The organism is Clostridium sp. AF20-7 (assembly GCF_003479275.1).
Classification (GTDB): domain Bacteria; phylum Bacillota; class Clostridia; order Lachnospirales; family Lachnospiraceae; genus Otoolea; species Otoolea fessa.
This window is the reverse complement of sequence record NZ_QUGF01000008.1, coordinates 214,796-220,874: the sequence shown is the minus strand read 5'-3', so window position 1 is coordinate 220,874 and position 6,079 is coordinate 214,796. Positions and strand designations below refer to the sequence as shown.

General features: G+C 39.6%; 8 protein-coding genes and 1 pseudogene. 8 read left to right on the top strand and 1 reads right to left on the bottom strand.

Features of this window, described 5'->3' with window-relative positions; genetic code table 11:
- The first annotated feature begins 94 nt into the window (after nucleotides 1-94).
- The 6 genes and pseudogenes from DWX68_RS14545 to DWX68_RS10435 all read left to right on the top strand — a co-directional run.
- On the top strand, nucleotides 95-433 hold the full coding sequence (locus DWX68_RS14545; RefSeq protein WP_147354951.1) for a hypothetical protein: 339 nt from the start codon (nucleotides 95-97) through the stop codon (nucleotides 431-433).
- On the top strand, nucleotides 405-542 hold the full coding sequence (locus DWX68_RS10455; protein ID WP_243027695.1) for an integrase: 138 nt from the start codon (nucleotides 405-407) through the stop codon (nucleotides 540-542). Before DWX68_RS14545 ends, DWX68_RS10455 begins: the two co-directional genes overlap by 29 nt.
- 116 nt (nucleotides 543-658) lie before the next feature.
- Nucleotides 659-2,023, top strand: a complete 1,365-nt coding sequence (locus tag DWX68_RS10450) for a P-loop NTPase fold protein (RefSeq protein ID WP_243027693.1) — start codon at nucleotides 659-661, stop codon at nucleotides 2,021-2,023.
- Nucleotides 2,024-2,066: 43 nt separating this feature from the next.
- Complete coding sequence (locus DWX68_RS10445) at nucleotides 2,067-2,780, top strand: hypothetical protein (RefSeq protein WP_118629354.1); 714 nt, start codon at nucleotides 2,067-2,069, stop codon at nucleotides 2,778-2,780.
- A 177-nt stretch (nucleotides 2,781-2,957) separates the two neighbouring features.
- A complete protein-coding gene (locus tag DWX68_RS10440) occupies nucleotides 2,958-3,422 on the top strand; it encodes a low molecular weight protein-tyrosine-phosphatase (RefSeq protein WP_022358595.1) in 465 nt (154 codons plus the stop codon).
- Nucleotides 3,423-3,467: 45 nt separating this feature from the next.
- A pseudogene (locus DWX68_RS10435) lies at nucleotides 3,468-3,692 on the top strand (SAM-dependent methyltransferase); the annotation flags it as partial.
- Here DWX68_RS10435 and DWX68_RS10430 read toward each other — a convergent pair.
- On the bottom strand, nucleotides 3,689-3,955 hold the full coding sequence (locus tag DWX68_RS10430) for a phosphopantetheine-binding protein (RefSeq protein WP_118570254.1): 267 nt from the start codon (nucleotides 3,953-3,955) through the stop codon (nucleotides 3,689-3,691). The pseudogene DWX68_RS10435 and the gene DWX68_RS10430 overlap by 4 nt on opposite strands.
- A 716-nt stretch (nucleotides 3,956-4,671) precedes the next feature.
- Between DWX68_RS10430 and DWX68_RS10425 the strand changes: the two genes are divergently transcribed.
- Nucleotides 4,672-5,841: an iron-containing alcohol dehydrogenase gene (locus tag DWX68_RS10425; protein WP_022358593.1), complete on the top strand. Its 1,170-nt coding sequence runs from the start codon at nucleotides 4,672-4,674 to the stop codon at nucleotides 5,839-5,841.
- Nucleotides 5,842-5,858: 17 nt separating this feature from the next.
- Nucleotides 5,859-6,056, top strand: a complete 198-nt coding sequence (locus DWX68_RS10420; protein ID WP_118629350.1) for a tautomerase family protein — start codon at nucleotides 5,859-5,861, stop codon at nucleotides 6,054-6,056.
- Nucleotides 6,057-6,079: the final 23 nt, after the last annotated feature.

The following is a 6,079-nucleotide window of genomic DNA, read 5'->3' as shown; positions in this document are numbered from 1 at the left end:
GAGCCGCGGAAGCGGCTTTTAGCTTATAGGGTACTTGGTATGGAGCGTTTACGATAGAACTGCTACCCACAGATAATAGGAAGGAGAGAAGAAGATGTCGAAACGAGACACAATGATCCGAGCATTATGTAAGAGCCTCGGAGTTGATTACAGAGTAACAACTATAGATCTTGAAAGAGTAATTTACAGAGATTTTGGAAATGGATTTAACGTAGAAATCAGTGGAATGCATACGTCCAGCATGAAGAAAAAGGCAACAATATATCTCTGGTATGGGGATACAATGACCGAATGCATCATCGTAAAAACTGTCAGAGATATTCCAAGAGAGCTGATTGGCGAGAATGTTGAAGAACTGATGAAATATAGTAATTTGCTGATTGCACAAGGCTATATCAGTCACGATGAATGTGTACACGCATATCGGATTTGACGATGCTGAGGTAGAACTGAAACGGATGGAAGAGTTTAGGAAGGCGCAGGCGGAGGTTGAACAGAAGAAGGAGAAACCAATGTCGCAGAAGATGTTTAAGGTAGTTTAATATAGAAGAGGGATGACGCTCTGGCTTAGGTTGGGGCGTTTTTTTGTGGAAAAAAGTCGGTTTTGAGGATATAATATATATTGGATAAGTTTATAAAAAGGAGAGTGCTCTTATTTATGAAAAAGTATGAAATGCTACCTACAGAGGAAAATATTATAGAAACTTTGTATAATGATCCAATCAATAGGAATAAAGATATTGTTTATTTTTATAATATTTTGCAAGCTCAAGAATCAGCTAGTGCAATTGCAATTGATGGAAGATGGGGAAGTGGTAAGACTTTTTTTGTTAGACAAACCCAAATGGTTATCAATGCATTGAATCCGTCAAGTACAATAGATGAAGAAACAAAAGCAAAAGCTACTGTTAGACTTCCTTTTCCTAAAAATGACGAAGAAAATGAAAATTATAGTATAGCCGTATATTACGATGCATGGGAAAATGATAATGACACTGAGCCAGTGCTATCATTAATTTATGAGATTACGAAGCAGCTAAGTATTGATTTTTCATTGTCTGATATAAGTATTGTCAAAACAGCAGGAGCAATTATTGAGGCAATAAGTGGTCATAATGTAAACGGAATAAAAGATGCTCTTACATCAGAAGATCCATTTACAAAGTTTAAAGAAGAGAAAGATGTAGAACAAAAAATTAAAGACTTTTTTGCTAGTATATTGGCAGAAAGAGGAAACAGATTAGTTATATTTATTGATGAATTAGATAGATGTAAACCAACTTTTGCAGTTCATCTTCTTGAACAAATAAAGCATTACATATTTGATGATAGAATTACATTTGTGTTTTCTATTAATTTGGAACAGTTGCAACATACAATAAAACACTATTATGGTGCAGATTTTGATTCTTGTAGATATTTAGACAGATTTTTTGATTTGAGAGTTTCTATGCCACCTGCTAATATGGAAAAATTTTATAGTGAGATTGGGCTTGAATCTAGATATTACGTTGATATAGTAACAAAAAGAATCATAAACATGTATAATTTTGAATTGCGCGAAATAACACGGTTTTATTCACAGATTAAAGCTGCAGTTTATGAGCCGACTCACGATAGTAAAAAATATGATTTTATGTTTTCTGATGGTAAAGGTCGCCAACTAATATTGATGTATATTGTACCTTTATTGATTGGATTGAAAATTGTTGATATTTCAAAATATGATAATTTTATTAACGGACGGGACATTGAACCTTTGAAAGAATTATTGGATATAGATGAGGATAATCGTTTGTTAGGAAATATGTTAAATAGAGATGAAACATTTGAAAAAGATGATGAAAAGAAGTTGGTTACAAGAGAAGAAATGATTCAGCGATTTTATGATGCCATTTTTGTAAAACAATATAATGGAAGTAACTATAATACTGTATTAGGTCAATATGAGTTCTCGAAAGAATCAAAGACGTTTGCTCTTAGTGCAGCAAGTATGATGTCACAATTTGCAGAATTGTCTTAACATTAATTATTATGCAATATGTTGAAACGGAGGTATGAATCGTATGAGAAAGGTGTTGAGAATAGTTTTAGGAATTGCTTCTGTTATTGCGGTTCCTATATTTATAGATTTTTTTGTGTTTGGTAATGCATTTCCTAGCAATATTGATAATCAAGCATGGGCAGGTTTTCTAGGAAGTTACTTAGGTGGAATAGCAACTTTAGTAGCAGTATTTATTACTATTTCGGATAATAATAAAAAGATAGAAATTCAAAGGCAGTCAGAAAAAGAACAATTAGCAGAACAGAAAAAATATGCAGTCAGACCATACCTTGATACCAGATATATGTTTTTTAATGAGGAGTCAAAAATTGGGATTAATGACAGAGTATTTGATTTAAAGGCAGGAATGGTAGAGAAGGTTAGATATAATTTTACATCAACAGATAAGCAGTGTATAAAAATGAGACAATCTGTGCCTAATTACATATATTTGAAATACATGATTAGAAATATAGGCGCGGGTAGTGCTGTGGATATGAAAGTTAGTGTTAATGACTTCTCAGAAAAGATATCTATAGCTAAAGATGAAACAGTTACACTTTTTTTATTAATTAGCATGGAAAAGGAAGAGAATATACCTTTCAAAATTATATTAGATTATTGGGATGTTGAAAAACGGGCTCATTATAATCAAACAGAAAACTTTAATATTTGTGTTAATGGCACAAAACAAACGATTGTACCGAAGGAGAAAACTTTACCAATTGAAATTTAAAAATCCTTAGTAGTAAGCCTACCCTGTTTTACTACCAACTTTACTACTAACAGGTAGTAATACCTTGCTCCATCTTGCCCTATTTTGCCAAGATGCCACCTAAATCACACATTTCACAAATCCCCGAAATCCCTTGCAAACAGGGCATTCTGGGGCAAAACAAGGAGAAACAAAACTATGATAAAAGTGCTTTTCATCTGCCACGGCAACATCTGCCGTTCCACCCTAGCCCAAAGTGTCTTCACCCACAAAGTCGCATCCCAAGGGCTTTCCGCCCACTTCCTTATCGACAGCGCCGCCACAAGCACCGAAGAAATCGGCAATCCACCGCACCGGGGGACGGTGAATAAGCTGAGGAAGGTTGGAATTCCTCTGGTGCCGCACCGGGCGCGGCAGGTGACGTGGGCGGATTATGAGAAATTTGATTATATCATAGGTATGGACAGTGCCAATATCCGAAATTTAAACCGGATGCTGAAAGGCGATCCGGAGGGGAAAATATATAAATTCCTCACATTTGCAGGTTCGGACCGTGACATCGCGGATCCGTGGTATACGGGTGATTTTGACGCGACGTATGAAGATGTTCTGGAGGGCTGTGTGGGTTTTCTGGCATATCTGAAAGAACAGGGACAGATATAACCAAAAGTTTGATGAGTATCCATTTCAGGTTAAGATGGAAGGAACGGATTGTTTCTGCTGCAATTTATCAGTGTGCTGGAGGAACATCCGGGCGATTCGTGGATTAAAAAATATATTTTCCCGGGCGTAATGGTTCTAAGTCTCTGGGAAATGATTTCTTGTGGTTCAGCAGATGGATTTTATATCCTGGATATGGAAAATCTACGTCTGCACCAGATTTTATTTACAAAAGGAATTAATAATGACTTGTCGATGACACGCTGGTATTAATAAGTGGAGTGCTTTTTTATTTCCAGCTGAATCCGTTCGCAGAGATCCTTGACCGTGACAAGCTCGATAAAATCCGTTTCCGGAATATCGATCTCGAAGCAGTCTTCGATCTCTGTGATAAAGTATACGATCAAAAACGAATCCAGCCCCAGATCGTCGATCAGGCGGTCAGCCGGTGTCAGCGGGCGGGTGATTTCTACGTATTCTAATAGAATGTCTTTTATTTCAACCAGGATTTCTTCCTGCGTCAGTTCGTGTTTCATGAGAAGTTCCTCCTAATATATGTGATTCATGCAGCTATTTTTATTGTAAATTTAACATAGAATCTGTGTTTGAGAGATGATTCTATCTGTGTGTTTATTTTATCATGAAACTGCCCGCTTGAGTAGATATATCCCTTAAAATAGGAGGAGCCGACAGGAACGGACTCCTGTCGGCGTAGGTATGAAAAAGTATATTATGAAAGGTCTTTTGCCTTTACGCGTATTACTATATCGAAAAAATGTGATAAAAGTATGTTCGGAATGTGAAGAAATCATAAATTTCGGAAAATATTTTGGAAGTGGATGGGGGAATAAAAATGACACGCAGATATAAGTTTGTGCAATTTTATTCATAAAAATGAAAATATATGCGTGAAATTTCTGAAAAAGATAGAATGTAAAAAGGTAATATGATATAATGAGCGCAAGTGAGCCAGAGAGCTGCTTGCAGATTTATGTCGAACGGCGAATGGCGATCACGATAGCTGCGTCAGCAGCGGTAAGCATCGAAGATGCGAATCGTGATATAATATGAACACTTACAGAGAACTTGTCAAATCTAGTGTGAATTATAGCTGAACATTTGATGAATCTGAGATAAAGGAGAAAAATAATCAAAATAAAGATTCAAAAAAACATATCTACAAAGAAGAAGGCAGAACATCAGGCGGATGCAAAAGCATTTGCCGGAACGGGTTCAGAAAGGACAGGGAACGATGCGGGCGTTTACATTTGAAAATGCGACAAAAATTTATTTTGGCGGAGGTTGTGTGAAAGAGCACCTGCTGGAGGCGGTGAAGCCGTATGGGGAAACGGTGATGCTGGCATATGGCGGCGGCTCGATCAAGACGAATGGCATTTATCAGGAAGTGATGGATGTCTTAAAGCTGGCTGGAAAACAGGTGATAGAATTTTCTGGCATCATGCCGAATCCGACCTACAGCAAGGTGATGGAAGGGAAAAAAGTCGTACAGGAAAATCAGGTAGATCTGATTCTGGCAGTGGGCGGCGGTTCGGTCATGGACTGCAGCAAGGCGATCTCAATGGCGGCTGCGACGGACAAGGACGTCTGGGAGGAATACTGGATCAAAAAGGGCGAGATTGATTTTGAGCCGGTTCCGGTGGGCGTGATTGTGACCGTGGTCGGCACTGGAAGCGAGGTCAACGGCGAGGGTGTAATCACCCATGAGGAACAGAAAATTAAGACGAGCCGGAATTATCCGCGCTGCAATCCGGTGTTTGCGATGATGGACCCGAAATATACCTACACGGTTTCTCCACTCCAGACGGCAGCGGGCGGTTTTGATATGCTCAGCCATGTGATGGAGACATATTTCAGTGCACCGGATGAGGATAATCTTTCGGATGCGATCTCGGAGGCGTTGATGCGGAGTATTATTGAGAACCTGCCGGTGGCGATCCGGGAACCGGAAAATTATGAGGCGCGCAGCAACCTGATGTGGGCGTCCACGATGGCGGAGATTGGCATTATCAAATTAGGAAAACAGTGTGATTTTGAGGCGCATATGATTGAACATCAGATGGGGGCTTACACGGACTGCAACCACGGCATGGGACTTGGCGTGATCCATCCGGCGTATTATCGTCGAATTTGCCGGGACGGCATCAAGAAATTTGTGAAATTTGCCGTAAATGTCTGGGGAATGTCACCAGATGGCGGCGATGAGGAAGAACTGGCATTTGGCGGAATTGACGCATTGCAGGCGTTTATTCATGAGATTGGTTTGCCGGGGACGCTGCGGGAACTGGGAATCACAGATCAGAGCCTGCTGAAAACGATTGCTGATTCATGTATCCGCAATGACGGCGGGTATCGGCAGCTGACGCACGCGGAAATCTTGGATATTTTGGAAGAGTGCTATTAGTACAAAGGAGGAAAATCATGCCACACATTGCAATATCTATGTACCCGGGACGGAGCCGGGAAGAGAAGGCAGCGCTGGCTGAGAAGGTCAGAACGCTGGTATCAGAAGAATTAAAGAAGGATCCGAAGGTTGTGACGGTATCGGTTCATGATGTACCGGCTGAGAAATGGCAGGAACATTTGGATACGATTCCGGGCGAGGAGAGATTCTATTAGAAGTCTAAGTCGGGGTTGCAGAA

Coding starts and splice junctions, on each gene's coding strand:
- DWX68_RS10425 (WP_022358593.1), top strand. CDS start 4,672: ATGCGGGCGTTTACATTTGAAAATGCGACAAAAATTTATTTTGGCGGA.
- DWX68_RS10445 (WP_118629354.1), top strand. CDS start 2,067: ATGAGAAAGGTGTTGAGAATAGTTTTAGGAATTGCTTCTGTTATTGCG.
- DWX68_RS10455 (WP_243027695.1), top strand. CDS start 405: ATGAATGTGTACACGCATATCGGATTTGACGATGCTGAGGTAGAACTG.
- DWX68_RS10430 (WP_118570254.1), bottom strand. CDS start 3,955: ATGAAACACGAACTGACGCAGGAAGAAATCCTGGTTGAAATAAAAGAC.
- DWX68_RS10420 (WP_118629350.1), top strand. CDS start 5,859: ATGCCACACATTGCAATATCTATGTACCCGGGACGGAGCCGGGAAGAG.
- DWX68_RS10450 (WP_243027693.1), top strand. CDS start 659: ATGAAAAAGTATGAAATGCTACCTACAGAGGAAAATATTATAGAAACT.
- DWX68_RS14545 (WP_147354951.1), top strand. CDS start 95: ATGTCGAAACGAGACACAATGATCCGAGCATTATGTAAGAGCCTCGGA.
- DWX68_RS10440 (WP_022358595.1), top strand. CDS start 2,958: ATGATAAAAGTGCTTTTCATCTGCCACGGCAACATCTGCCGTTCCACC.